22 protein-coding genes are annotated in these 24,814 nt (G+C 71.2%); 11 read left to right on the plus strand and 11 right to left on the minus strand.

Annotated elements, in window-relative coordinates; all coding sequences use genetic code 11:
• The first annotated feature begins 239 nt into the window (after window positions 1-239).
• Both ACFYW1_RS24895 and ACFYW1_RS24900 read left to right on the plus strand, forming a co-directional pair.
• A complete protein-coding gene (locus ACFYW1_RS24895; protein WP_388997227.1) occupies window positions 240-2,150 on the plus strand; it encodes a SpoIIE family protein phosphatase in 1,911 nt (636 codons plus the stop codon).
• Window positions 2,151-2,278: 128 nt separating this feature from the next.
• Window positions 2,279-3,748, plus strand: a complete 1,470-nt coding sequence (locus ACFYW1_RS24900) for a catalase (protein WP_388997230.1) — start codon at window positions 2,279-2,281, stop codon at window positions 3,746-3,748.
• Window positions 3,749-3,822: 74 nt separating this feature from the next.
• On the opposite strand, the gene ACFYW1_RS24905 is transcribed toward ACFYW1_RS24900, so the two are convergent.
• On the minus strand, window positions 3,823-6,063 hold the full coding sequence (locus ACFYW1_RS24905; protein ID WP_388997233.1) for a transglycosylase domain-containing protein: 2,241 nt from the start codon (window positions 6,061-6,063) through the stop codon (window positions 3,823-3,825).
• A gap of 220 nt (window positions 6,064-6,283) precedes the next feature.
• On the opposite strand from ACFYW1_RS24905, the gene ACFYW1_RS24910 reads away from it, so the two are divergent.
• The 5 genes from ACFYW1_RS24910 (at window position 6,284) to ACFYW1_RS24930 (ending at window position 11,332) form a co-directional block, all read left to right on the plus strand.
• Window positions 6,284-7,255, plus strand: coding sequence for an SPFH domain-containing protein (locus tag ACFYW1_RS24910; protein ID WP_388997236.1), 972 nt, complete (start codon window positions 6,284-6,286; stop codon window positions 7,253-7,255).
• Window positions 7,252-7,557 carry a hypothetical protein gene (locus tag ACFYW1_RS24915; protein WP_388997239.1) on the plus strand — a complete coding sequence of 102 codons (306 nt, stop codon included), beginning with the start codon at window positions 7,252-7,254 and terminating at the stop codon, window positions 7,555-7,557. The genes ACFYW1_RS24910 and ACFYW1_RS24915 overlap by 4 nt, the downstream gene beginning before the upstream one ends.
• A 165-nt stretch (window positions 7,558-7,722) precedes the next feature.
• The gene (locus ACFYW1_RS24920; protein WP_388997242.1) at window positions 7,723-8,247 is read left to right on the plus strand and encodes a PadR family transcriptional regulator; all 525 of its coding nucleotides are present in this window, start codon (window positions 7,723-7,725) and stop codon (window positions 8,245-8,247) included.
• Window positions 8,244-8,930 carry an ABC transporter ATP-binding protein gene (locus ACFYW1_RS24925; RefSeq protein WP_388997245.1) on the plus strand — a complete coding sequence of 229 codons (687 nt, stop codon included), beginning with the start codon at window positions 8,244-8,246 and terminating at the stop codon, window positions 8,928-8,930. The genes ACFYW1_RS24920 and ACFYW1_RS24925 overlap by 4 nt, the downstream gene beginning before the upstream one ends.
• Entirely contained in the window at window positions 8,927-11,332 is a 2,406-nt protein-coding gene (locus tag ACFYW1_RS24930) for an ABC transporter permease (protein ID WP_388997248.1), read from the plus strand. Before ACFYW1_RS24925 ends, ACFYW1_RS24930 begins: the two co-directional genes overlap by 4 nt.
• Window positions 11,333-11,476: 144 nt before the next feature.
• Here ACFYW1_RS24930 and ACFYW1_RS24935 read toward each other — a convergent pair whose 3' ends face one another.
• On the minus strand, window positions 11,477-12,439 hold the full coding sequence (locus ACFYW1_RS24935) for a hydrogen peroxide-inducible genes activator (protein ID WP_388997251.1): 963 nt from the start codon (window positions 12,437-12,439) through the stop codon (window positions 11,477-11,479).
• A 131-nt stretch (window positions 12,440-12,570) separates the two neighbouring features.
• On the opposite strand from ACFYW1_RS24935, the gene ACFYW1_RS24940 reads away from it, so the two are divergent.
• Complete coding sequence (locus tag ACFYW1_RS24940; protein ID WP_189542777.1) at window positions 12,571-13,125, plus strand: peroxiredoxin; 555 nt, start codon at window positions 12,571-12,573, stop codon at window positions 13,123-13,125.
• 12 nt (window positions 13,126-13,137) lie between these two features.
• Window positions 13,138-13,671, plus strand: a complete 534-nt coding sequence (locus ACFYW1_RS24945; RefSeq protein ID WP_283853696.1) for an alkyl hydroperoxide reductase — start codon at window positions 13,138-13,140, stop codon at window positions 13,669-13,671.
• Between the two features lie 167 nt (window positions 13,672-13,838).
• On the opposite strand, the gene ACFYW1_RS24950 is transcribed toward ACFYW1_RS24945, so the two are convergent.
• The 4 genes from ACFYW1_RS24950 to ACFYW1_RS24965 form a co-directional block, all read right to left on the minus strand.
• Entirely contained in the window at window positions 13,839-15,269 is a 1,431-nt protein-coding gene (locus ACFYW1_RS24950) for an AI-2E family transporter (protein WP_388997255.1), read from the minus strand.
• 142 nt (window positions 15,270-15,411) lie between these two features.
• The gene (locus ACFYW1_RS24955) at window positions 15,412-16,116 is read right to left on the minus strand and encodes a transglycosylase SLT domain-containing protein (RefSeq protein WP_388997258.1); all 705 of its coding nucleotides are present in this window, start codon (window positions 16,114-16,116) and stop codon (window positions 15,412-15,414) included.
• Between the two features lie 389 nt (window positions 16,117-16,505).
• On the minus strand, window positions 16,506-17,828 hold the full coding sequence (locus ACFYW1_RS24960) for a PhoH family protein (protein WP_388997261.1): 1,323 nt from the start codon (window positions 17,826-17,828) through the stop codon (window positions 16,506-16,508).
• Window positions 17,829-18,288: 460 nt separating this feature from the next.
• Window positions 18,289-19,050: an isoprenyl transferase gene (locus ACFYW1_RS24965; RefSeq protein ID WP_388997565.1), complete on the minus strand. Its 762-nt coding sequence runs from the start codon at window positions 19,048-19,050 to the stop codon at window positions 18,289-18,291.
• Window positions 19,051-19,243: 193 nt separating this feature from the next.
• Between ACFYW1_RS24965 and mgrA the strand changes: the two genes are divergently transcribed.
• Window positions 19,244-20,284 carry an L-glyceraldehyde 3-phosphate reductase gene (gene mgrA, locus ACFYW1_RS24970; RefSeq protein ID WP_388997264.1) on the plus strand — a complete coding sequence of 347 codons (1,041 nt, stop codon included), beginning with the start codon at window positions 19,244-19,246 and terminating at the stop codon, window positions 20,282-20,284.
• Window positions 20,285-20,510: 226 nt separating this feature from the next.
• Here the strand turns inward: mgrA and ACFYW1_RS24975 are convergent, their stop codons facing one another.
• The 4 genes from ACFYW1_RS24975 to ACFYW1_RS24990 form a co-directional block, all read right to left on the minus strand.
• The gene (locus ACFYW1_RS24975; RefSeq protein ID WP_388997267.1) at window positions 20,511-21,053 is read right to left on the minus strand and encodes a hypothetical protein; all 543 of its coding nucleotides are present in this window, start codon (window positions 21,051-21,053) and stop codon (window positions 20,511-20,513) included.
• A 35-nt stretch (window positions 21,054-21,088) separates the two neighbouring features.
• Complete coding sequence (locus ACFYW1_RS24980) at window positions 21,089-21,547, minus strand: hypothetical protein (RefSeq protein ID WP_388997270.1); 459 nt, start codon at window positions 21,545-21,547, stop codon at window positions 21,089-21,091.
• Between the two features lie 97 nt (window positions 21,548-21,644).
• Complete coding sequence (locus ACFYW1_RS24985; RefSeq protein WP_388997273.1) at window positions 21,645-22,457, minus strand: class I SAM-dependent methyltransferase; 813 nt, start codon at window positions 22,455-22,457, stop codon at window positions 21,645-21,647.
• Between the two features lie 82 nt (window positions 22,458-22,539).
• Window positions 22,540-23,430, minus strand: coding sequence for a prepilin peptidase (locus tag ACFYW1_RS24990; protein ID WP_388997276.1), 891 nt, complete (start codon window positions 23,428-23,430; stop codon window positions 22,540-22,542).
• A 97-nt stretch (window positions 23,431-23,527) separates the two neighbouring features.
• Here ACFYW1_RS24990 and ACFYW1_RS24995 point away from each other — a divergent pair, with 97 nt between their 5' ends.
• Entirely contained in the window at window positions 23,528-23,917 is a 390-nt protein-coding gene (locus tag ACFYW1_RS24995) for a DUF192 domain-containing protein (RefSeq protein ID WP_388997279.1), read from the plus strand.
• Window positions 23,918-24,148: 231 nt separating this feature from the next.
• Here ACFYW1_RS24995 and ACFYW1_RS25000 read toward each other — a convergent pair whose 3' ends face one another.
• Window positions 24,149-24,733 carry a helix-turn-helix domain-containing protein gene (locus tag ACFYW1_RS25000; protein ID WP_388997282.1) on the minus strand — a complete coding sequence of 195 codons (585 nt, stop codon included), beginning with the start codon at window positions 24,731-24,733 and terminating at the stop codon, window positions 24,149-24,151.
• Between the last annotated feature and the right edge of the window lie 81 nt (window positions 24,734-24,814).

The raw sequence follows: 24,814 nt of genomic DNA on the forward strand, positions 1-24,814 counted from the left end.
GAGCCGCATCAGTCGTATGAATCGTATGAGCCACTACGAGGGGGTGGAGACGTGCTCGCCGTTGCCCGCCCCGTCGCCAGAAACGTTGTCATCGACCCATCCCGCAGGCATCCGGTTTCAGCCCCGTGTCCCGGGGCATCCGATGACAGCCGTTGTTATCGCCGCTCTTGCCGGGGCACAGTAACGCCTCACAAGGCGATTGCCTCATACAACCGGCCCGGACGGACGGAATCCCACGCGTGACGGAGCATCCCACCTCCCACGAAGGCCGGCAGCCCCTCGCCGCCCGGTCGCAGGAACGCACCCGGCCGCGGCAGCAGGACGCCGCACCGGCCGCTTCCCCTGCCACCGCCGCGATCCCGGGGCCGGCCGCTTCGCCCGGCCCGGCGGCGAACACCGGCCCCGCCGGACTCGATCCCCAGGCCGCGGTCCGTCGCGAGGGCGACCGGCTGCGGTTCGTCGGCGCCGCCACCCGGCGGATCGCCCGGGGCATAGACCTGGACGAGATCGTGCTGGGCCTGTGCCGGGCCAGTGTGCCGACCTTCTCCGACGCCATACTGGTCTACCTCCGCGACCCGCTCCCGGTCGGCGACGAGCGGCCGGTCTCCCCCTTCGTGCTGCGGCTGCGCCGGTCCGACCGGCTGCGGCTGAACGAGGAGGGGACGGACGGCGCCTCGGAGATCGAGCGGCTGCGGCTGCCCGTCATCGACCCGCACAGCGACCTGACGCCCGCGGCCGAGCTGTGCGAGGTCCGCTCCGGCGGCGCACTGGCCGAGGTGCTGCGCGGTGTGCGGCCGGTCTTCGGGGACTCCGCGGCGGCCCGCGCGGCGCTGCCCGAGCTGCTCGGCGCCGACCGCACCGTGCCCACCGGGCACCGCGCGATCCTCGCCCCGCTGCGCGGGCGGCGGCGGGTGATCGGCGCCGCCGTCTTCCTCCGCGGCACCGAGCGCCCGCCCTTCGAGGCCAACGACCTGCTGGTCGCGGCCCAGCTGGCGACGCACACCGCGCTCGGCATCGACAAGGCGGTGCTGTACGGGCGCGAGGCGTACATCGCCGACGAGCTCCAGCGCACCATGCTGCCCGACTCGCTGCCGCAGCCGACCGGTGTCCGGCTCGCCTCCCGCTACCTCCCGGCCGCCGAGACGGCCCGGGTCGGCGGCGACTGGTACGACGCGATCCCGCTGCCCGGCAGCAGGGTCGCCCTGGTCGTCGGCGACGTCATGGGCCACTCCATGACGTCCGCGGCGATCATGGGCCAGCTGCGCACCACCGCACAGACCCTGGCCGGGCTCGACCTGCCGCCGCAGGAGGTGCTGCACCACCTCGACGAGCAGGCCCAGCGACTGGGCAGCGACCGCATGGCGACCTGCATGTACGCGGTGTACGACCCGGTCGCGCACCGGATCACGGTCGCCAACGCCGGGCACCCGCCGCCCGTCCTGCTCCACCTGGGCGGCCGGGCGGAGGTGCTCCGGGTGCCGCCGGGCGCGCCGATCGGGGTCGGCGGGGTGGACTTCGAGGCGGTCGAGCTGGACGCGCCCGCGGGCGCCACCCTGCTGCTGTACACCGACGGCCTGGTGGAGTCCCGGCTGCGGGACGTGTGGACCGGCATCGAGATGCTGCGCGAGCGGCTCGCCGCCACCGCCCGGCTCACCGGACCGGACCACTCGCCTCCGCTGGAGGCGCTGTGCGACGACGTCCTGGACATGCTCGGCCCCGGTGACCGGGACGACGACATCGCGCTGCTCGCCGCCCGGTTCGACGGGATCGCGCCGAGCGACGTCGCCTACTGGCACCTGGAGCCGGAGGAGACCGCCCCGGGCCGGGCCCGCAGGCTGGCCCGGCGCGCGCTCGGCCGGTGGGGTCTGGACGACCTCTCCGACTCGGTGGAGCTCCTCGTCAGCGAGGTCGTCACCAACGCCGTCCGTTACGCGGAGCGACCGGTCTCGCTGCGGCTGCTGCGCACCGACATCCTGCGCTGCGAGGTCGGCGACGACGCCCCGCAGCTGCCCCGGCAGCGCCGGGCGCGGGACATGGACGAGGGCGGTCGCGGTCTGTTCCTGGTGAACCGGCTGGCCAGACGGTGGGGAGCGACCCGGCTCTCGACCGGCAAGGTGGTCTGGTTCGAGATGCCGACCCGGGCCCAGTAGGCGCGGTACGGGCCCGGGGAAGAGCCCGTACGGACCGTGACGAAATGTTGCCGACCCCCTGTCGGCGGGTTTGACTTCAGTCGTGAACGAGACGACCTGACCGAAACCCCACCGACGGGAGGACGCTCGTGTCCGAGGAATCCAAGACCCGGAACACCCCCTACACCACGAACAACGCCGGAATCCCGGTGGAGAGCGACGAACACTCGCTCACCGTCGGGGCCGACGGGCCGATCCTGCTCCAGGACCACTACCTCATCGAGAAGATGGCCCAGTTCAACCGTGAACGGGTGCCGGAGCGAGTGGTCCACGCCAAGGGGTCGGGGGCCTACGGCACCTTCAGGGTGACCAACAACGTCAGCCAGTTCACCAAGGCCGACCTCTTCCAGCCGGGCAAGCAGACCGCGATGCTCGCCCGCTTCTCCACGGTCGCCGGCGAACAGGGCTCACCCGACACCTGGCGCGACCCCCGCGGATTCGCCCTGAAGTTCTACACCGAGCAGGGCAACTACGACATGGTCGGCAACAACACGCCGGTCTTCTTCGTCCGCGACCCGATGAAGTTCCAGGACTTCATCCGTTCGCAGAAGCGCCGCCCGGACAGCGCGGTGCGCGACCACGACATGCAGTGGGACTTCTGGACCCTGTCCCCCGAGTCCGCGCACATGGTGACGTGGCTGATGGGCGACCGGGGCATCCCGAAGACGTACCGGCACATGAACGGCTACAGCTCGCACACCTACATGTGGGTCAACGCGGGCGGCGAGCGGTTCTGGGTGAAGTACCGCTTCAAGACCGACCAGGGCATCGACTTCTACACCCAGGAAGAGGCCGACCGGATGGCCGGTGTGGACGGCGACGTCCACCGCCGCGACCTGTTCGAGGCGATCAGGCGCGGCGACCACCCGAGCTGGACGCTGTACGTCCAGGTCATGCCGTTCGACGACGCACCGAACTACCGGTTCAACCCGTTCGACCTGACGAAGGTGTGGCCGCACGCCGACTATCCGGAGATCGAGGTCGGCCGGATGACGCTCGACGAGAATCCGGAGGACTTCTTCGTCCACATCGAGCAGGCTTCCTTCGAGCCGTCGAACCTGGTGCCCGGCATCGGGCCCTCGCCCGACAAGATGCTGCTCGGCCGGCTGTTCTCGTACCCGGACACCCACCGGTACCGGATCGGCCCGAACTACGCGCAGCTGCCCCCGAACCGCCCGCGCTTCGGCCGGAACTCGTACGCGAAGGACGGCCCGATGCGGTACGAGCCGAGCCGTACGGGAGCGGTCTACGCGCCGAACTCCTACGGCGGTCCGGCCGCGGACACCGCGCGCTTCGGCGACCCGGCGGGCTGGGCGACGGCGGGCGAGATGGTCCACGAGGCGTACAAGCTGCACAGCGAGGACGACGACTGGGGCCAGGCGGGCACGCTGGTGCGCAAGGTGCTGGACGACGCCGCGCGGGAGCGGATGGTGGGGAACGTTTCCGGCCATCTGCTGGACGGGGTGAGCCCCCCGGTCCTGGAGCGGGCGCTGGAGTACTGGCGCAACGTGGACAAGGACCTCGGCGACCGGATCGCCAAGAAGGTCAACAGCGGCTGAGGTCGGCGTACCCGCGGGAACGGGTCAGGGGCGGTGCCGGCCGGCACCGCCCCTGACCCCTGTGCTTCAGCCCCTCACTGCCGGGAGGCGTTGTTGGCGGCGCCGTTCTCGTCGCCGTCGGCCGGTTTGCCGGGGACTATTCCTCCGGTCGGCGGCTCCGGGGACTGGCTCGGCGGCGGCACGTCGGGCGACTGGCTCGGCGGCACCTCGGGCGACTGGCTCGGCGACTGGCTGGCCGTGTCGCTCGGGCTCTGGGCCGGCGTGGAGGGCGACTGCGTGGTCGACGGGTCGGTGCTGGGCGACTGCGAGGGGCTCTGCGAGGCCGGCGGCAGGCTGGTCTCGCCCTGCTCGACGTCCTCCAGGTCGAACGTGGCGTGGGTGCCGTTCAGCGCGCCGAGCGTGTAGTCCGCCCAGATCTCCGCCGGGAAGCCGCCACCGTTGGCCCGGCCGGAGTTGGCGGTACCGGTCAGGCTGACCTGGCCGCCGCCCTCCTTGGGCGATTCGCCGAAGAGCGCGACGACCGTGGTCAGGTCCGGGGTGTAGGCGGCGAACCAGGCCGACTTGTTGTTCTCCGACGTACCCGTCTTGCCCGCCGCCTCGTAGGACATGCTGGCCGCCTTGCTGCCGGAGCCGTTCTTCACGACGCCCCGGAGGACGGAGGTGACGGTGTCGGCGGACTTGCGGCTGATGGCCTGGCCGCCGATGCCCTCGACCGGCTCGACCGTCCGCTCGCGGTGCTTGGCGGACTTCACGATGAACGGGGTGACCTTCTTGCCGTGGTTGTCGAGCGTGGCGTACGCGCCCGCCATGTCCCAGGTCGAGGCGTTCATCGTGCCCAGCGTGATGGCGGGGCGCTCGGGGAAGTTCTTGTCCGGCACGCCGAGGTCGAGCGCGGTCTTCTTCACCTCGGCCGGGCCGACGTCGACGACCATCTGCGCGAAGACGGAGTTGATGGAGGCGTTCATCGCCTTCTGCACGGTGACGTCGCCGTAGCTGACGTTGTCCTCGTTCTGCGGGGCGAACGGGGTGGTGCTGCCCACCACGGGCCGCTTGCTGGTGCCGTCGTAGCGGGTGTTGACGCCGATCAGGTCGCCGTCCTGGGTCTTGGACCCGTTCTCCAGCGCGGAGGCGAACACCAGCGGTTTGAAGGTGGAGGCGGGCTGGTAGTCCTGGCGCGTGGCGTTGGAGTAGTAGTGCTTCACGTAGTCCACGCCGCCGTACATCGCGACGACGGCGCCGGTCTTCGGGTTCACGGAGGTGGCGCCGGCCTGGACGGTCGCGTCGACCTTGTTGCCCTCGCGGTCCAGCTTGGACTCCAGCTGCCGGTCGACCGACGCCTCCAGCTGCTTCTGCCGCTTCTTGTCGATGTTGAGCGTGAAGGTCCAGCCGCCGGCCTGCCGCATCTCCGCGGTGACGCCCTGCTTGTCCAGCTCCTTGTTGGCCGCCTCGACGAGGTATCCGGTCTGGCCCTCCATGCCCTTGGCGGGCTTGGCCTTCTGCGGGACCGGGAACTTCAGTTTGTCGCGCTCGGCCTGGTCGAGCCACTTCATCTCGACCATGTTGTCGAGCGTGTAGGCCCAGCGGTCCTTGACCAGCTTCTTGCCGGTCTCGCTCGCGGTCTGCCAGTCGTACTGGCTGGGGGCCTGGAGCACGGAGGCCAGGTAGGCGCCCTGGGAGACGTCGAGGTCCTTGGCGTCGACCCCGTAGTAGGCCTGCGCGGCGGCCTGGATGCCGCTCGCGCCGCGCCCGTAGTACGCGGTGTTGATGTACCCGGCGAGGATGTAGTTCTTGCTCTTCTTGCTGTCGACCTTGAGGGAGATCACCAGCTCCTTGAGCTTCCGGCTGATCGTCGGGTCCTGCGTCAGGTAGTAGTTCTTCACGTACTGCTGGGTGATGGTCGAGCCGCCCTGCTTGCCCTTGCCGCTGAGCGTGTTGAGGATGCCGCGGGCGGTGCCCTTCAGGTCGATGCCCTCGTCGTCGTAGAACGTCTTGTTCTCGGCGGCGACGAAGGTGTGCTGCACCTTCTCGGGGACCTCCGCGAGGTCCACGATCTGACGGTTGACGCCGTCACCGGTCCGGGTCAGCAGGGAGCCGTCGCTGTACTGGTAGACGTTGCTCTGCCGCTCGGCCAGGGCGTTGGCCTTCGGGATGTCCACGTACATGTAGAGCGCGACGAAGGCGCCCATGAGCAGCAGGCAGAGCCCGAAGAAGGTGCCCAGCATCTTCTTCCAGGTGAAGAGTCTGCGTATGCCGCCGCCCCTGGGGGCCCGCCGCGCTCCGCGCCGCTGGGCTCGTCGCGCATCAGCTCGACCCATCGCTGTGTTGCTCCTGTTTCTCTGCTGGACCGGATCACTCGGCCCAGCCAGCTAACACCGTCGGCGAGGACAAAAAGCAAGCGATGCGGTCTTTCTCGGACGTGACAATCAGCACCCGTTCTGTAGGGAACCGACTCATGAGAGGTGCCCAGGGTTGCGAAGACCAGTAATGTGTAATCACATTGCTAGCACGAGCCAGCCGTACGAAACGGGGGATTCCATGACCGACCACAGTAATCCGCGCGATGTTGCCACCCTGCCCGCCGAGCTCACGCCCGACGCCCCGCAGATGCCCGAGCCCCAGGTGAGAGAGGTGACGGCGCACAGCATTCCCGGCGGTCTCGGTCTGCTGCTGACCGTGCTCGGGGTGATCGGCGGCATCGGCCTGGCCATCGTCGGCGGCGTCGTCGGCTCGAACGGGAACAACGGCGTGGGCGTCCCGGTCTGCATCTTCGGGGTCCTGCTCGTCATCGCCTCGTTCTTCTGCATGACGGGTGTGAAGATGGTCGCACCGGGCGAGGCCCGGGTGATCCAGCTCTTCGGCCGGTACGTCGGCACGATCCGCACGGACGGGCTGCGCTGGATCAACCCGCTCACCAGCAGCCGGAAGATCTCCACCCGGGTCCGCAACCACGAGACCGCGGTCCTGAAGGTCAACGACGCCTACGGCAACCCGATCGAGCTGGCCGCGATCGTCGTCTGGAAGGTCGAGGACACCGCGCAGGCCCTCTTCGAGGTCGACGACTTCCTGGAGTTCGTCGCCACCCAGACCGAGTCGGCCGTCCGGCACATCGCGATCGAGTACCCCTACGACGCCCACGACGAGGGCGGCCTCTCGCTGCGCGGCAACGCCGAGGAGATCACCGAGAAGCTGGCCGTGGAGCTGACCGCCCGGGTGCAGGCGGCCGGCGTCCGGATCATCGAGTCGCGCTTCAGCCACCTCGCGTACGCCCCCGAGATCGCCTCCGCGATGCTCCAGCGCCAGCAGGCCGGAGCGGTGGTCGCGGCCCGGCAGCAGATCGTCGAGGGCGCGGTCGGCATGGTCGAGATGGCACTGACCCGGATCGCCGAGCAGGACATCGTCGAGCTCGACTCGGAGCGGAAGGCCGCCATGGTCAGCAATCTGATGGTGGTGCTGTGCGGTGACCGCGCGGCACAGCCGGTCCTCAATACGGGCACTCTCTACCAGTGACCGAACAGACCCCGGAGCGCAGGAAACAGCCGCAGCGCAAGCAGATGCTGCTGCGGCTGGACCCCGCGGTGCACGACGCCCTGGCCCGCTGGGCCTCCGACGAGCTGCGCAGCGCGAACGCCCAGATCGAGTTCCTGCTGCGCCGCGCGCTGTCGGAGGCGGGCCGGCTGCCGGGGACGGCCCGGCCGATCCCGCGCCGCGGCCGCCCGCCGAAGAACCGGCCGGAACCGGACGAGGCCCGAGGGCCGGCCACGGACGCGGACGCGGACATCGGCGGGGGAACGGGAACGGGCGACGGCTGAGGGCCGGGCGGCGGGACCGGGGTCACGGCCCGGAGCCACCGCCTCGGGTCGGAACGAATCATTCCGGGAAGACGCGGGCGCGGGGAGAAGCTCTCCCCGCGCCCGTTCCCGTGCCCCCACCCCCCGTATACACCGGGGGTATACACACCGTGTACAGTGCTCCGCATGTCTATCGGCCACACCCTGCTCGGGCTCCTGGAGTCCGGCCCACGCCACGGCTACGACCTCAAGCGCGCGTTCGACGAGAAGTTCGGCCACGACCGCCCCCTGCACTACGGGCAGGTCTACTCGACCATGTCGCGGCTGCTCAAGAACGGGCTCGTCCAGGTCGACGGGATAGAGAGCGGTGGCGGCCCCGAACGCAAGCGGTACGCCATCACCGACGCCGGCATCACCGATGTCGGCGCCTGGCTGGCACAGCCGGAGAAGCCCGAGCCGTACCTCCAGTCGACGCTCTACACCAAGGTCGTCCTGGCCCTGCTCACCGGCCGCAGCGCCGAGTCCCTGCTCGACACCCAGCGCACCGAGCACCTGCGCCTCATGCGCATCCTGACCGACCGCAAGCGCAAGGGCGACTTCGCCGACCAGCTGATCTGCGACCACGCCCTCTTCCACCTCGAAGCCGATCTGCGCTGGCTGGAACTGACCGCAGCCCGACTCGACCGACTCGCCATGGAGGTGGGCGCATGACCCCCGCCGGTTCCCTGCTCAGCGCCGAGGGCCTGTACAAGACGTACAACCAGACGCCCGCACTCGACGGTGCCTCGTTCTCCATCCACCCCGGCGAGGTCGTCGCCGTGCTGGGCCCCTCCGGCTCGGGCAAGTCGACCCTGCTGCACTGCCTCGCGGGCATTGTCACCCCGGACCGGGGCACGATCACGTACGCGGGCCGCGAGCTGTCCGCCATGTCGGACGCCGAGCGCAGCGCGCTGCGCCGTACCGAGTTCGGCTTCGTCTTCCAGTTCGGCCAGCTCGTCCCCGAGCTGACCTGCGTGGAGAACGTCGCCCTGCCGCTCCGGCTGGCCGGTGCCAGGCGCAAGGAGGCCGAGCGCACCGCCCTGCACTGGCTGGAGCGCCTGGAGGTCGACAACGTCGCCGCCCAGCGCCCCGGCGAGGTCTCCGGCGGCCAGGGCCAGCGCGTCGCCGTGGCCCGCGCGCTGTCCGCCTCCCCGAAGGTGATCTTCGCGGACGAACCGACCGGCGCCCTGGACTCGCTGAACGGCGAGCGCGTGATGCAGCTGCTCACCGAGGCCGCCCGGTCCACCAACGTCGCCGTGGTCCTGGTGACCCACGAGGCCCGCGTCGCCGCGTACTCCGACCGGGACGTCACCGTGCGCGACGGGCGGACCCGCGATCTGGAGCACATCGGATGACCATGCTCGACGAGAAGAACACGGTGGCCCCGCCGGCCACCCCCCGCCCCACCGCCCCCACCGGTCTCGCGGCCTGGCTCCGCGACCTCGGCCTCGGCATGCGCTTCGGCGCGGGCGGCGGCCGCGAGGGCTGGATCCGCACCGCGCTGACCGCCGTCGGCGTCGGCCTCGGGGTGGCCCTGCTGCTGACCGCGGCCTCCGTGCCGCACATGCTCCAGCAGCGCACCGATCGCAGCGCGGGCCGCGCCGCGAGCGTCGTCGACGCCTCGCCGGGCAAGCCCGCCCCGAAGTCCGACGCCTCGGTGCTGCTGTCCGACGTCGAGACGGAGTTCCGGGGGCACGTCGTCGAGGGCCGGCTGATGCGGGCGGACGGCGCGCAGCCGGTGCGCCCGCCGGGCGTCGACCGCTTCCCCGCCCCCGGCGAGATGGTGGTCTCCCCCGCGCTGAAGGACCTGCTGGGCTCCTCGGACGGCGCCCTCCTCAAGGAGCGGCTGCCGTACCGGACCGTCGGCACGATCGCCGACCCCGGCCTGGTCTCGCCGAGCGACCTGGTCTACTACGCGGGCAACGACACCCTGGTCGCCGGGCACGGCGCCCAGCGGATCGCCGGGTACGGCGACCCGGGCATGGGCGAGGAGATGCCGCCCATCCTGATCGTGCTGATCATCATGATCTGCGTGGTGCTGCTGATGCCGGTCGCGATCTTCATCGTGACGGCGGTGCGGTTCGGCGGCGACCGCCGCGACCGCCGGCTCGCCGCGCTGCGCCTGGTCGGCACGGACATCCGGATGACCCGGCGGATCGCGGCGGGCGAGGCCCTGTTCGGGGCGCTCCTCGGCGTGGTGACGGGTGTGGTGTTCTTCTTCGTGGCCCGGCAGTTCATCGGCGGCATCGAGATGTGGAACGTCAGTGTCTTCCCGGCCGACCTGGTGCCCGACCTCCGGCTGACGGCCCTGGTGGTCGTCGCGGTGCCGCTGACGGCGGTGGTGGTGACGCTGGCCGCGATGCGCGCGGTGGTCGTCGAGCCGCTCGGGGTCATCCGCAACGGCCGCAGCCGCGGACGCCGGCTCTGGTGGCGGCTGCCGCTGCCGTTCGCCGGCCTGGCGGTACTCGGTCTGACCGGCAAGGTCGACCCGTACGGCACGGTCGACCCGTATCCGATCGCGGGCGGGGCGGTGCTGGTCCTGGTCGGACTCGCGCTGCTGCTGCCCTGGATGGTCGAGGCACTGGTCAACCGGCTGCACGGCGGCCCGGTGGCCTGGCAGCTCGCCGTCCGCAGGCTCCAGCTGAGCAGCGGGGCGGCCTCCCGGGCGGTCAGCGGCATCACGGTCGCGGTCGCGGGTGCGGTGGCGCTGCAGATGCTGACCGCCGCGGTCGGCGACGAGTTCATCAAGGTGACCACGCAGGACGCCACGCGGCCCCAGTACTCCTCGTACTCCGAGAAGGTCACCCGGGACGGCGCCACCCGGATCGTCGAGGCGCTCCGGGCCGCCAAGGGCGTGAAGTCGGCCATCGGCAAGGTCAACGCGTACGTCACCCATCCCGGTGACGCGGAGGGCAGCCCGGAGGTCCAGCGGACCACCAGCCTGACCGTCGCCGACTGCGCGAGCCTGCGCCAGATGGCCCGGATCGACTCCTGCAAGGACGGCGACACCTTCGTCTCGCACCCCACGAAGGACAAGGAGATGTCCCAGTGGATCGACCGGACGGCCCGCAAGGGCGAGGACGTCATGGTCGAGTCGGGGTCCGGCGAGAAGTCGGTGCGCTGGACGCTGCCCGCCGACGCCCGGACGGTCACCGCCCGCGGCACCGCGCTGGGTGACGAGACCTCCGGCATCCTGGCCACCCTCGGCGCGGTGGACCCGTCCACCCTGCCGGATGCGACCACCGAGGCACACGTCCGGATCGACGAGAACGTGAAGGACGCCGCGGAGTACGTACGCAACGCCGTGGCCTCGGTCGACCCCATGGCCCGGGTGTCGTCCCTCACCTCGGAGGCCCGCGACCGGAAGTACGCCAGCGTGCAGCGCGGCCTCCAGGTCGGCGGCACGGCGACGCTGCTGCTGATCGCGGCCTCGATGCTGGTCTCCCAGCTGGAGCAGCTGCGCGAGCGCAAGCGCCTGCTGTCGGTCCTGGTCGCCTTCGGCACCCGGCGCTCCACCCTGGGCTGGTCGGTGCTCTGGCAGACGGCGGTGCCCGTGGTCATCGGACTGACGGTGGCCGTCGCGGGCGGGGTCGGCCTGGGCGCGACCCTGATCTCCATGCTCGACAAGGAGGTCACCGACTGGTGGCTGTTCCTGCCGATGGCCGGCGCGGGCGGGGCACTGATCCTGCTGATCACCCTGGTCTCACTGCCGCCCCTGTGGCGCATGATGCGCCCGGAGGGCCTGCGCACGGAGTGACGGCACGGCAATACCCGAGGCCGCGGCCCCGGACTCCCGGACATCCGGGGGCCGGGGCCGCCCGCCGTCCCGGCCCCCCGCCGGGAACCTCGCGACGCCCTCACGTCCTTCCCGCACCGGCCCCCGCCCGGACCGGCTCGGCCCTCAGCCGTCGCCCGTGGTCACCCGTACCGGCAGCGCCGTCATCGCCTCCCGCAGCGCCGCCGCGAACTCCTCGAACTCCTCGCGCCGCGCCGCCCCCGTCCGCATCGCCAGGGCCACCCGTCGCGACGGCGCGGGCTCCGCGAAGTAGCCGGTGACCAGCGCGTCGTTGCGGCCGGTCTCGACCGGTACGGCGGTGCGCGGCAGCAGCGTCACTCCGAGTCCGCCGGCCACCAGCTGCACCAGGGTGGAGAGCCCGGCCGCGGTCGTGGTGACCGGCGCGCCCTCCGTGCGCCCGGCCTCCCGGCATATGTCGAGGGCCTGGTCGCGCAGGCAGTGCCCCTCGTCGAGCAGCAGGAGCGGCAGCTCGCGCAGCGCCTCGCGCGGGATGTCGACCCGTCCGCCCAGCCAGTGATCCCGCTCCATCACCAGCACGAAGTCCTCGTCGAACAGCGGGAGTTCGGCGACCCCCGGCACCCCGAGCGGAACCGCGAGCAGCAGCAGGTCCAGCCGTCCCGCCGCCAGCCCCTCCAGCAGCGAGGAGGTCTGCTCCTCGTGCACCTGGAGGTCCAGTTCCGGATAGCGCTCGTGGACCAGCCGCAGCACGGTCGGCAGCAGGTACGGGGCGACGGTCGGGATCACGCCGAGTCTGAGCACCCCGGTGAACGGCGCCCGGACCGCCTCGGCCTCCTCCATCAGCTCGCCGACGGCCTCCAGCACCGCCCGCGCCCGCACCGCCAGCCGCTCACCGGCCGGCGAGAGCAGCACCTTGCGCGTCGTACGCTCGATGAGCTGGACACCCAGTGCCTCCTCCAGGGCGGAAACGGCCCCGGACAGCGCGGGCTGACTCATCCCGATTGCTGCCGCCGCGTCCCTGAAGTGCAGATGTTCGGCGACGGCCGCGAAGGCGCGCAGCTGCGAGAGGCTGGGCTGTTTAGGGCGATTGCCCGGAATCCCTTGCGCCACTGATAGGCACCTCCGATCATCACAGCAAAGTGTAGCTATTTCCGTGATCAATGCACCCTGTGCCAAGGTGGAGTCCGTCCAACCCTCAGGAACTCCCCCAAAAAGGGATTCCAACGCTGCAAGGAGAGCGCGTGCTCACTGTCGGTGACAAGTTCCCCGAGTTCGACCTGACCGCTTGCGTCTCGCTGGAGAGCGGCAAGGAGTTCGAGCAGATCAACCACAAGACCTACGAGGGCAAGTGGAAGATCGTCTTCGCGTGGCCGAAGGACTTCACCTTCGTGTGCCCCACCGAGATCGCCGCCTTCGGCAAGCTGAACGACGAGTTCGCCGACCGTGACGCGCAGATCCTCGGCTTCTCCGGCGACTCCGAGTTCGTGCACCACGCCTGGCGCAAGGACCACCCGGACCTGACCGACCTGCCCTTCCCGATGATGGCCGACTCGAAGCACGAGCTCATGCGTGACCTCGGCATCGAGGGCGAGGACGGCTTCGCCCAGCGCGCCGTCTTCATCGTCGACCAGAACAACGAGATCCAGTTCACGATGGTGACCGCCGGTTCCGTGGGCCGTAACCCCAAGGAGGTCCTGCGGGTCCTCGACGCCCTGCAGACCGACGAGCTGTGCCCCTGCAACTGGACCAAGGGCGAGAACACCCTCGACCCGGTCGCGCTCCTCGCGGGCGAGTGAGCTGACAGCGACATGGCACTCGACGAACTGAAGGCCGCCGTCCCGGACTTCGCCAAGGACCTGAAGCTGAACCTCGGCTCGGTCATCGGCAACAGCGAGCTCCCCCAGCAGCAGCTGTGGGGCACCGTCCTCGCCTGCGCGATCGCCTCGCGCTCGCCGAAGGTGCTGCGCGAGCTGGAGCCGGAGGCGAAGGCCAACCTCTCCGCGGAGGCGTACTCCGCCGCGAAGTCGGCCGCCGCCATCATGGCGATGAACAACGTGTTCTACCGGACCCGGCACCTGCTGTCGGACCCCGAGTACGGGACGCTCCGGGCGGGCCTGCGGATGAACGTCATCGGCAAGCCCGGCGTGGAGAAGATCGACTTCGAACTGTGGTCGCTCGCCGTCTCCGCGATCAACGGCTGCGGCCAGTGCCTGGACTCGCACGAGCAGGTCCTGCGCAAGGCCGGTGTGGACCGCGAGACCATCCAGGAAGCCGTCAAGATCGCCTCGGTGATCCAGGCGGTCGGCGTGACCCTCGACGCCGAGGCCGTGCTCGCCGAGTAGGCCGGCAGTACCCTGTTGTACGAGCGGGGCCCCGTGGACGACCGACCGTCCCCGGGGCCCTTCTCGCGTCCACCCGCCCCGTACCCGCTCAGGTCGCTCCGTGCACGCTCCGCCGGTCCGTACCGCGCTTCCGGCCCGGGGCCCGTCCGGTGCCCGGCGGCCCGGGCCTACGCGCCGTTCTCGCCCTCGTCCGGGCCGGGCTTTCCGGCGGACGATCCCGGCGCGGGCGTCGGGGCGACGTCGACGGCGCTCGCGCCGCGCGGCTGCGGGGCGAGCCGCAGGGCCTCCTCCCGCCCGAACGTCCGCAGATAGCCGACCACCGTGTTGGTGACCGCGACCAGCGGCACCGCGACCACGGCTCCCCCGATGCCGGCGATGAGACCGCCGGCGGCGACGGAGAGCACGACGGCCAGCGGATGCACCCGCACCGCCCGCCCCAGGATGAACGGCTGGAGCACATGGCCCTCGATCTGCTGCACGGCGAGCACCACGACCAGCACCATCAGCGCGGTGAACACGCCCTGGGTGACCAGCGCGACGACCACCGCCAGCGCCCCGGAGATCACGGCGCCGACCAGCGGGATGAAGGCGAAGAGGAAGATGAAGACGGCCAGCGGCACCGCCATCGGGACGTCGAGGAAGAAGATCCCGAGCCCGATGAAGATCGCGTCGATCAACGCCACTATGACGGTGCCCCGCACATAGGCGGTCAGCGTCCGCCAGGCGCGCGGCCCGGCACCCGCGACGCCCGGCCGGGCCTGGGCGGGCACCAGCTTCAGCACCCATTCCCAGATGCGTTTGCCGTCGTACAGCAGGAAGAGCGTCGAGAACATCGCCAGCAGCATCCCGGTGAGGACCTCCACCATCACCGTGACGCCCTCCAGTCCGGCGGAGGTGATCTGTTCGGTGTTGGTGCCGATGGTGTCGCTGAGATTCTTCGCGATGTCGTTGATCTGCTGCTCGGTGACGTGGAAGGGGCTGTCGAGCAGCCAGCGCTTCAACTCGTCGATGCCGTCCCGCACCCGGTCGGAGAGGGTGTCGAGGTTGTCCATGACCTGCCAGACCACGAACCAGCCGACCAGCCCGATGACGACGAAGCCCAGGACCGCGGTGACCGCGGTGGCCAGCCCGCGCGGCAGCCCGCGCCGGCGCAGCCGGGCGACCGTCGGCTGGAGCATCGCGGTGACGAGCAGCGCGGCGACGAAGGCCAGGACCACCAGTTCCACGGCGCTGATGATCCGCATCAGCACCCAGAGCGTGCCCGCGAGGACGAGCAGCCGCCAGCCCGCCTCGGCCGCGACCCGCATGCCCCAGGGGATCGCCGCGACCGGATCGGGCCGGGCGGCCACGGAGGGCGCGTAGGAGGGGGGCGGTGGCACGTGGTCGGTGACGGCCGCGGCACCGGACCGGACACCGTCCGGCGGCACGGCCCCGGCGGACCCTGCGGATCCGGTGGGCACGACGGCGGCCTCGGCCGGAGCGGCGCCGGCCCGTGCGGCCGCGTCCTCCTCGGCCTCGGCCCGGCGCCGCTCCAACCGGTCGCCCAGTTCGGTCAGTTCGGCCCCGAGTCGGCCGAGCCACCCCGGAATCTTCGACATGTTCGTTCCTCTTCCCCCGTCTTCTCCCCCGCCACTCCCCTCCGGACGGCCCGAACCGACCGTACACGCGCGAAGCCCCCCACCGTAGGACGGCGAGGGGCTCTGCACGTTCGAACCGCGAACCTCTGAGGGTCCGGCAGGTCTAGTACCAGTGGTTGGCCTGCCAGAAGGACCAGGCACCGCACGGGCTGCCGTAGCGGCTGTCCATGTAGTTGAGGCCCCACTTGATCTGGGTGGCCGGGTTGGTCTGCCAGTCGGCACCGGCGGACGCCATCTTGGAACCGGGCAGCGCCTGGACGAGGCCGTAGGCACCGGAGGACGGGTTGGTCGCCCGGTAGTTCCAGGTGGACTCGTGGTTCACGATGTTGCTGAAGCACTGGAACTGGTCGCCGGGAACCATCTGGCGAGCCATCGCCTGGACCTCGGCCACGGTGTACGAGCCCTGCGTGGCGAAGGAGGAGGCGCTGCGGATCGAGGAGCGGCTGGCGCGTTCGGCGCGCTCCTTCTTCTCCTGGCGCTCCTTCTCCACCCGGTCCTCGGCCGCCTGCTTCTTCGCCTTGGCGTCCTTGGCGGCCTGGATGCGGGCCGATTCCTCCGCGGACTTCTTCGCCGCGGCGTCGGCCGCGGAGGCCTGCGCGTCGGCCTGCTGAGTCAGCGAGGCCGTCTGCACCTGGGCCTGCTCGCCCGCAGGGATGTCGGCGAGAAGCGTCGTGTCGGCTGCGGTCGCCTCGAAGTTGTTGTCGTCGACAGCGGGAGTGCTGCCCGACGCAACGCCTACGACGGCGCCGACGGTGGTGACCGCAGTGGCAGATGCCACGGCGAATCCCCGGACCGAGATCCGGCTCACACGGTGTCCTTCCAGCATCGCCCGCTTAGGTGACCTCGCGGACGCAATCGTGCCCCTGGCGCTGGCCTCCCCACTGCTTGGGTCACGGGAGGCACGGGCCCGGTGGGCGACTCCGCGAAGGAGTGCCGCGTGGTACTCGCGGGCGGCATACGGACGGCATTTGTTGAGTTGTGTGGTGCGTGGCACCTTCGGAGGTGCTCATGTGCCGTATGCGGGGCCTGACGGAAGCAAGACTCTGCCGGAACGGGGCGCCGGGAAGCAATTCTCCGTTGCGTGTGAAAGCTCACACCTCATTCGGAGCAAGTGATTTACGAAAATACCGCCGCAGCACGGTGCCGCCCGGCTAAGCTACTGCGCCTGCCGGGCGGCACCAACTGGCGTAACCCGTATCAGATCTGGCCTTCCTCCAGCATTTCGGTCACCAGTGCGGCGATGTGCGAACGCTCGGAGCGGGTGAGCGTGACGTGCGCGAAGAGCGGATGGCCCTTCAGCTTCTCGACCACGGCGACGACCCCGTCGTACCGGCCGACCCTGAGGTTGTCCCGCTGGGCCACGTCATGCGTGAGGACGACCCGGGAATTCGACCCGATCCTGGACAACACGGTCAGCAGGACGTTCCGTTCGAGCGACTGCGCCTCGTCGACGATCACGAAGGCGTCGTGCAGCGAACGGCCCCGGATGTGGGTGAGCGGCAGGATCTCCAGCATCCCGCGCCCCAGCACCTCCTCGATCACCTCGCGCCCGGCGACCGCCGAGAGCGTGTCGAAGACCGCCTGCGCCCAGGGGCTCATCTTCTCGGCCTCGGTGCCGGGGAGGTAGCCCAGCTCCTGCCCGCCGACCGCGTACAGCGGGCGGAAGACCATCACCTTCTGGTGCTGCCTGCGCTCCAGGACGGCTTCGAGACCGGCGCAGAGCGCCAGCGCCGACTTGCCGGTGCCGGCCCGGCCGCCCAGGGACACGATGCCGACGTCCTGGTCGAGGAGCAGGTCGAGCGCGATGCGCTGCTCGGCACTGCGGCCGTGGATGCCGAAGACCTCCCGGTCGCCGCGCACCAGGCGCACATTGCCCTCGGCGGTGACCCGGCCGAGCGCCTTGCCGCGCTCGGACCGCAGGACCAGCCCGGTGTGCACGGGCAGTTCGGCGGCCTCCGGCACGTACAGCGTCTCCTCCCCGTAGAGGAGGTCCACCTGCTCGGCGCCGAGCGGGAGCTCCGACATGCCCGTCCAGCCGGAGTCGGTGATGGCCAGTTCGGCGCGGTACTCCTCGGCGAGGAGGCCGACCGAGGACGCCTTGATGCGCAGCGGCAGGTCCTTGGAGACGACCGTGACGTCGTACCCCTCGGCCTGGAGGTTGCGCGCGACCGCGAGGATCCGTGAGTCGTTGTCCCCCAACCGGTAGCCGGCGGGCAGCACGCCGGGATCGGAATGGTTGAGTTCGACGCGCAGCGTCCCGCCCAGATCCCCGAGCGGGATCGGGGCGTCCAGCCGGCCGTACCTGACCCGGAAGTCGTCCAGCAGGCGCAGGGCCTGCCGGGCGAAGTAACCGAGCTCCGGATGGTGCCGTTTGGCCTCCAGTTCCGTGACCACGACGATCGGGAGCACGACTTCGTGCTCGTCGAACCGGGCCATGGCGTTCGGATCGGCCAGCAGCACGCTGGTGTCGAGAACGTAGGTGCGCCTGTCGGGAATGCGGCGCTTTGTGCTGGTCACCACGGAAGGACGTACCCCCTCGGACGAGGTTGGGGTGCGACGGCGTCGCGGAGCATCCCAATGGGAGAGAACGGACCGGGCTCTGGCCCCGTTGCGCGGGCCGAGCACCGGCCCTCCGCGTCGGCCGCACGGTGTGTACGGTCCTTCGTGTGCAAAGGGCCTCCCGGGCGAGCGGACTCCATGCCGCTCATCTGGACACGACATCCGCCTGGTTCCTGACCGGATGTCGACCTGTCAGGGGTATTCCCTCGAACACGCGAAGCCATGCCGCCAGGGGCGGGTGAGCTGGGGGTTGTGTCCCGGCCGCGTGTGATCCGGGATGTGGTCCGGGCTCCGGTCCGGTCCGTGCCGGGGGCCGGGATGTCCGTCCGTGCCGTTGTGCCCCCGCGCCCCGGACGGGCCGGGGGCGGACACGGCGTCAGCCGCCCGCGGCGGGCCGGGGGCGGGGACGGGTGGGGCGGCGTCAGCCGCCGTAGCGGCGGTGGCGGGCCGCGTAGTCGCGCAGGGCGCGCAGGAAGTCGACCCGGCGGAAGGCCGGCCAGAAGACCTCGCAGAAGTAGTACTCGGAGTGCGCGCTCTGCCAGAGCATGAAGCCGGACAGCCGCTGCTCGCCGCTGGTGCGGATGACCAGGTCCGGGTCGGGCTGGCCCCGGGTGTAGAGGTGTTCGGAGATCAGGTCGGTGGAGACGATCTCCGCGAGGTCCTCGAAGGACGTCCCCTTGCTGGAGTGCTCCAGCAGCAGCGAGCGGACCGCGTCCGCGATCTCCTGCCGTCCGCCGTAGCCGACCGCGACGTTGACCAGTATCCCGTCGATTCCGATCGTGGCCTGCTCGGCCTCCTTGAGCACCGTCTGGGTGTGGGAGGGCAGCAGGTCGAGCGTGCCGACGTGGTGGACCCGCCAGCGGCCGTCCGCCGCGAGGTCGCGCACCGTGTTCTCGATGATCTTGAGGAGCGGGGTCAGCTCGGACTCGGGCCGGTCGAAGTTGTCCGTGGACAGCAGCCAGAGCGTGACGACTTCCACGTCCGTCTCGCTGCACCAGCCGAGGAGTTCCTTGATCTTGTCCGCACCCGCCTGGTGGCCCTGCGCGGCCGTGCCGCCGGACGCCTTCGCCCAGCGCCGGTTGCCGTCGAGGATGACGCCGATGTGCTTGGGCACCTGGGTGTGGTCCAGGCGGGACTCCACCCGGCGCGCGTAGAGCCCGTACACCAGGTCGCGCAAGTTCACTGAGTTCACCTCTCGGTTCCGTGCGGGCCCGCCCGCCCCTGTGCCCGGGGTCGTCCCCCCCGGGTCACCGCGCCGGTACACAGAGTCCGTCGCCCCGCCATGTCATGACGGCCCCCCGAAGCCGCCACATTACTGCGCAGGGGGCGTACCGGCCCAACCCGGTCTGTCACAAGTCCGTGATAAGGAGAGAAACGTGACTGATTCCCCTCTCCATTACCTCGCCGCCGGTTCGCGCTACGACTCCATGGAGTACCGCCGCACCGGTCGCAGCGGTCTCAAGCTGCCCGCCGTCTCGCTCGGCCTCTGGCACAACTTCGGCGACGACCGCACGCTGGGCTCCCAGCGGGCGATCCTGCGCCGCGCCTTCGACCTGGGCGTGACCCACTTCGACCTGGCCAACAACTACGGGCCGCCGCCCGGCTCCGCCGAGCTCAACTTCGGCAAGATCTTCCACCAGGACTTCGCGCCGTACCGGGACGAGCTGATCGTCTCCACCAAGGCCGGTTACGAGATGCACCCGGGCCCGTACGGCGAATGGGGCTCCCGCAAGTACCTGCTGTCCTCGCTCGACGCCTCGCTGAAGCGGATGGGCCTGGACTACGTCGACATCTTCTACTCCCACCGCTTCGACCCGGACACCCCGCTGGAGGAGACGATGGGGGCCCTGGCCTCCGCCGTCCAGCAGGGCAAGGCGCTGTACGTGGGGGTGTCCTCGTACAACTCGGAGCAGACCGCCGAGGCGGCCCGGCTGCTCAGGGAGATGGGCGTGCCTGCCCTGATCCACCAGCCGTCCTACTCGATGATCAACCGCTGGATCGAGGACGACGGTCTGCTCGGCACCCTGGAGGAGGCCGGCATGGGCTGCATCTCCTTCGTGCCGCTCGCCCAGGGCCTGCTCACCGGCAAGTACCTGACGGGCATCCCCGAGGGTTCGCGCGCCACCCAGGGCAAGTCCCTGGACCCCGGCCTGCTCTCGGACGAGGTGGTGCGCCGGCTGAACGGGCTGAACGACATCGCCCGGCGCCGCGGCCAGTCGCTCGCCCAGCTGGCGCTGTGCTGGGTGCTGCGCGACCCCCGCATGACGTCCGCCCTGATCGGTGCCTCCAGCGTGGCCCAGCTGGAGGAGAACGTCGCGGCGCTCGCCGGGGCCCCGCTGTCCGACGAGGAACTGGCCGAGATCGACACCTTCGCCGTGGACACCGCGGGCACCAACATCTGGGCCGGACGGAGCTGACGGGAGACGGGCTCCGCGGGACCGGCCCATGACCGGTCCCGCGGCCCAAAAGAAAACGGGCCGGTCCGTGGGGGGGGATACGGACCGGCCCGAGGGGGGGTTTCCACCATAACCCTTCGTAAGTGATGCTGCGCGCCACGCCACTCCACAATTACTCTCCGAATTCACTGAACTCCGTTGCGCGCGCGTCACCGGGTTGACGGTCCACAGGCCGTCCGGCGGTTCCTCAGTGGCCCCCGACCGGCTTCACGCAGCCGGTTCCCTCCAGGTACTTGCCGTGCGCCTCGGCCGTGACGCGTCCGCCGACCTCGCCGTCCAGCGACCCCACCACGCAGAGCCTGCCGAGGTCGAGGACGAAGGTGGTGCGGTGGGTGCCGAAGGTGCCGGTGGATATGGACTCGGACGGGTAGCCCAGGCCGGTGAGTGCGGTGCGGACCCGGGGTTCGGTGCTCCTGCGGCCCTCCGCGACCCCGGACAGGCCCGCCACGACCTTCTTCACCTCGGCGTCGCCCCGCTCCCGGTCGGCCGGGGACAGTTCGGCGGTGGACTGGAAGGCGTGGTTCTCCCGGTACTTCGAGGCGTCGCTGCCGTCGACCGGTCCGTCGGAGGAGGCGTTCCCCGGGGGCGGGACGCTGCTCGTGCCGGATCCGCCGGCCCCGGTACCGGTTCCGGCCCGCTCCGTGCCGCAGCCGACGAGGGCGAGGGCGGGGACGAGAACGAGTGCCGTCGCGGTGGCGGCGGCCCTGGCCGCGCATCTCACAGAGGTCATGCGCCGAGTATGGGACAGGGCTTGGGCCAGGAGGGTCAGGCGGTTGCCGGGGCGCCCCGGTGGCCGTGGGTGAAGCGGATCGTCATGGTGTCGCCGCCGACGACCACGAAGCTGCCCCCCTCGCAGCGGATGACGGCCTCGCACACCTGGCCCCGTTCGTCGCCGTGCTCCTCGGTGCGGGTGACGGTCCAGCCGCCGTCGGGCGGCGGCGGCAGGTTCGTCACGGGGGCGAACTCCCACTGGCCCGACGGCACGCACCAGTCGGGCAGCCGGGGCCAGGCACCCGGGCCGACCCGCAGGGCCCCCTCCGGCGCACAGGTCAGGAGCACCGACTGGCCGTCGGCCAGCAGGAACTCGACGGCCTCCGGCTCCCCGACCCGTCCCTCCGGCCGGTAGAAGACACCGAGCACCCCGACGATCCGGGAGCCCCGGAGCCAGTCGGCCCTCCCCTGCCGCGGGACGCGCGGTGCTCCGTCCCCGTTGCCCGTCCTCATGACGATCCCCTTCCCCGGCGCTCACCGTCCAGGGTCGCACCCTTCGCGGAATGCGGGGCGGCGATCGTCCGGGGCCGCGGCCGGTTCCCTCCCCGGCTCACCGCTCCGGCTTGCGGGCCTCGATCAGGAAGCGGGTGGTGTGGGCGACGAACGGGCCCTCGGTCTCGATCAGGCGGTGCAGCTCGGCCAGCCGCGGACGGTACTCCTCGACGGTGAAGCCCGGGACCATCCAGATCACCTTCCGCAGGAAGTAGACGACGGCGCCGATGTCGAAGAACTCGGTGCGCAGCCGCTCCGCCCGCAGGTCGACGACCTCCAGCCCGGCCGCCTCGGCCGCGGCCCGGGCCCGCTCGGGGTCCCGGGCGCCGCGCACCTGTGGCGGCTGGGGGCCGAGGAAGTACTCGACGAGCTCGAAGACGCTGGCCGGGCCGACCTGCTGCGAGAAGTACGTGCCGCCGGGGGCGAGCACCCGGGCGATCTCCTCCCACCAGGTGACCACCGGGTGCCGGCTGACCACCAGGTCGAAGGCGTCGTCGCCGAACGGCAGCGGCGGCTCGTCCGGGTCGACGACCACGGCCGCGCCGCGCGGGTGCAGCAGGGCGGTGGCGCGGGCGACGTTCGGCGGCCAGGACTCGGTGGCGACGACGAGCGGCGGCAGCTTCGGCACGGACGCGAGGACCTCGCCGCCGCCGGTCTGGATGTCGAGCGCGGCCCGGGCCCGCCCCATCCGGTCCGCCATGGCGCGGGCGTATCCCCAGGAGGGGCGCTGTTCCGTGGCCCGGCCGTCGAGCCAGGAGAAGTCCCAGCCGGCGACCGGTGCGGCGGCGGCCTCGGCGACGAGGGCGTCGAACCGGGCGCCTTCGGCCCCCGCCGCCGCGTCCACTGTCTCTTCTTCGGGTGTACCGGTCATACGGAGATCGTGTCAGCCGGGCCCCGGCCCGCGCGAGCTCAATACGCCGGGGCCGCCGCGGATCGTGGCGGGGCCGGGGGCCTCAGGCGGCCAGGGCGCCGAGCAGGATGCCCAGCAGCGCGCCCGTGATCATGAACGGGCCGAACGGGATGCCGGTCTTGCGCCCGGCCCGGCGCAGGACCATCAGCCCGAACCCGTACGCCGCGCCGAGCAGGAACCCGGCGAAACCGCCGGCGAACAGCACGGCCCAGCCGTACCAGCCGAGGGCCACGCCCAGCGACAGGGCGAGCTTGACGTCGCCGAAGCCCATGCCGTTCGGGTTGATGAGGAAGAGCAGGAAGTAGAAGCCGCCGAGCGCGGCCCCGCCGAGCAGACCGGACAGCCACGATCCGCCGTGCTCGGGAAGGAGCGCCGCGACGCCCAGGAGCACGACGACGGCGCCGGCCGCGGGCAGGGTCAGCGGGTCGGGCAACCGGTGGACGCGGCGGTCGATGGTCGCGAGGAGCACCCCGAGGGGGGCCAGCAGCAGCCAGACGGCCAGCTCGGGCCGGGTCCCGGTGGCGGCGGCGAGCGCGGCGCAGGAGAGCGCGGTGACGACGGGGACGAGGGTGCCGGGGGCGTAGCGCGCCGGGTACGCGGGGGCCGGGGGCTCGGGGGGTGTGGGGCCGGAGGACGCGGGCTCGTGGGGGGAGGGAGTGTGGGGGGTGGGATCGGGGGGTGTGGAGGCGTCCGCTCCGTCGTCGGGGGCGGCCGGTCCGGCGCCCGCGGCGACGGGCACGGGCGCGGCGGCGCACGCCGGGCAGCGGGTGGAGCCGAGCCAGCCGCGGGCGATCCCGGTCAGGGGGTGCCCGGCGGGGCAGGTGTCGCGCCATGCCTCGTCCGGCTCGACGGAGAACCGGTGGGCGGCGCGCGGGACCAGCAGTCCGGCCGCTGCGCCCCAGAGTGCGGCGAGCACTGTCAGCATGGCTTCCACGGAGCCGACCCTAGGCGGGTGCCGGGCAGGGGTCATGGGCCCTGGGGCCCACTGCGCACCGTTCCGGACCCAGCAGTCGTCACCGGGCGCTACCTTCATGGCCATGGCTCATTGGCGCAATGGCAGCGGCACGTTGACGGTCACCGACGCACAGGGAGGTCAGGGGCGGCGGATTCCGTTACGGATCGCGGCCTCGTACCGGGCCCGCAGCCGGGGGCTGCTCGGGCAGGACGGGATCGACGGTGCCCTCATGATCACCCCGTGCGGGAGTGTGCACTGCTTCGGGATGCGGTTCACCATCGACGTGGCGTACCTGGACCGGAAGTTCAAGGTCCTGGCGGTGCGCACGATGAAGCCCGGACGGCTGGGACTGCCCCGGCTGCGGGCCCGGCACGTGATCGAGGCGGAGGCCGGGGCGATGGAGAAGTGGGGGCTGCGGCCGGGGGTGCGGGTGGAGATCGCCCAGGAAGCGGTCGACGGCAACTGAGCCGTCCGTGAGGGCCTCGCACAACAGCCGTCGCACAACAGCCTTTGCGCGAGGCCCCTTTCGCTAGGGGCGTTCGGTAACGCCCCTCGTACGGCATCCCTTTCGCGAGAGGCGTTCGGCAACGCCCCTCGGGCGACAACCCTTTCGCGACCGATGTTTCGCGACGGGCGTTTCGTGACGCCTCTCGTACGACGCCTCTTTCGCGAGGGGCCGGGCCGCTCCCCGCCCCCGCTACGGCCGGAGCTTGGTGCGGGAGAGCGGCAGGGCGGGTGCGATCGACCAGAGGACCTCGGCCTCGTCCTCGCCGGGGTTGTCCCAGGCGTGCGCGGCCCGTGCCGAGAACGTCGTCGAGTCGCCGGTCTCCAGGAGCCGGGGCTCGCCGTCCACGCTCAGCCGCAGCGTGCCGCGGACCATGTAGGCGAAGACCGTCTCGGCCTCCAGGCTGTACGCGCCGCCGGAGCCGCCGCCGGGCCGCAGGATCGTCCGCATGACCTGGACGTGCCGCTCCTCGGCGGGCGTGAGGAGGAACTCCTCGATGCCGTGCCCGCCCATCTCCAGCCTGGCTCCCAGACCGCTCTTGACGACGTCCTGGTCCGGATAGTCGAAGAGCGTGGCGATGCCGGTGCCCAGGGCCTCGCAGATGCGGATCAGGGTCGGGACGGAGACCGAGGTCTTGCCGCGCTCGGCGAGGCTGACGAATCCCTTGGTCACGCCCGCCGCCTCGGCGACCTGAGCGAGCGTCAGCCCTTGCGCCAGGCGGAGCTCGCGCAGCCGCGGACCGATCGTGGACATGTGGCTGTCAGGGGCTTCGGACATGGCGGACACGCTACCTGTCGGGGTCGTCACCGTCGGTGGCCGGGGGAAAAAGCAGGCCGGAAGGGTCTTTACCCATCGAGT

Origin of the sequence: Streptomyces sp. NPDC002669 (genome assembly GCF_042889165.1) — a bacterium.
Lineage (GTDB): Bacteria > Actinomycetota > Actinomycetes > Streptomycetales > Streptomycetaceae > Streptomyces.